Genomic DNA, 1,485 nt, shown 5'->3' on the forward strand with positions numbered 1-1,485 from the left:
CCAAGAACCTTGTCGCCCGGAACAGAGTCCATCGCCTCGATCCCATTGCGGATGAGGTTCACCAGAACCTGCTGAATCTGCACCCGATCGAGCGCGACAATAGGAAGGTCGCTTTCGACATCGAGATCCAGACGAACACGGCGCCGCACCGCCTCCTCGGCGATGAGGTCGCGCGCTTCCGCTATGACGCTGTCGAGTGCTGTGTAAGCCATCGCGTCTGCAGATTGCTTGAATAAGGCGCGGATGCGGCTGACGACATCCGCGGCTGAGTTGGCATCACGGATAATACGCTCCACAGTCTTCTGCGCCCGCTCGATATTTGGCGGTTCGGCCGTGAGCCAACGCTGGCAGGCATATGAGTTGGCGACAACAGCCGCCAGAGGCTGGTTCACCTCATGGGCTATAGAGGCTGAAAGCTCGGCAAGACTCGCCGCCTGGCTCGCACGTGCAAGTCTCTCTTGCGCCAGGCGCAGTTCTTCTTGCACTCGAACTTCACCGTCGATGTCCAGACAGACGACGTTCCACTGAACAATCGCTCCCTCTGCGTTGCGCATCGGTGCCGCGCGCGTATCGACCCAGCAATATTCGCCGTCGAAGCGACGCAGACGGTGCCTGCGCGCATACGGTTCGCCAGTGGCCAACGAATGAGCATAGTTCGCTTTGACGGCCGCCAGGTCGTCAGGATGAACGCCTTCATCGAGTGTCCCGGACAGGCGGGATTTTCCCTTGCCGTCCAATAACTCCAACTCATATCCGAGGAATTCGCGGAGCTGACGGCTTCGATATATCGGCTCACCGTTCGGTGCGGCGCAATCGATCATCACCGGCAGCGTTTCAACCAGCTGCCACAGCGAACGTTCTCTCTCGCGCAGTGCCACCTGCGCGCGCATCTCCTCGTCGATGTCGATGGAGACCTGGTACCAGTGAACGATGGCTCCATCCCGATCGCGCAGAGGCTCGCAACGCCCTTCTATCCAGCGATAGCTGCCGTCTTTCCAACGCCGGCGATACCGCATGATGAAGGAGTCGCCAGTTTTGAGGCAGTTGGCTGACCTTTTGAGCACCTCGGGAGCATCTTCGGGATGAATCAGTTCTTGCGCCACCCTGGTGAACTCTTCGAAGTTCGCCCCGGAGATGCCGAGATCCTCCAAAGACCGCCTATTCACGTACGCAAGCTTGCCATCGGGCGTCCAGCTCCAGATGTGGACCGGCAAGGCATCGACAAGCTGCTGGAGCTCGCGCTCTCTTTCGCGCAAAGCCTCCTGCGCGCGCATCTCGTCTTCGATGTCGATTGAAGCCATATACCATTGAACGATCGCGCCATCGGTATCCCTTAACGGTTGCGCTCGTGCTTCTATCCAGCGGTAGACGCCATCCTTCTCGCGTCGACGAAAGCGGTTCATGAAAGGCTGGCCGGACGCAAAGCCATTCGACGCCCTCCGAAACATTGTCGGAAAGTCTTCAGGATGGGCCAGGTCCCGGGCC

At 59.3% G+C, this 1,485-nt stretch carries 1 protein-coding gene; it reads right to left on the reverse strand.

Going from position 1 to position 1,485, the window contains the following annotated elements; translation table 11 throughout:
* Positions 1-1,485, reverse strand: a 1,485-nt coding sequence (locus EOA22_RS33305) for a PAS domain-containing protein (RefSeq protein WP_127390597.1), incomplete at both ends; no start/stop codon positions are given.

The organism is Mesorhizobium sp. M7A.F.Ca.US.014.04.1.1 (assembly GCF_003998745.1).
In the GTDB taxonomy this organism is placed as follows: domain Bacteria; phylum Pseudomonadota; class Alphaproteobacteria; order Rhizobiales; family Rhizobiaceae; genus Mesorhizobium; species Mesorhizobium ciceri.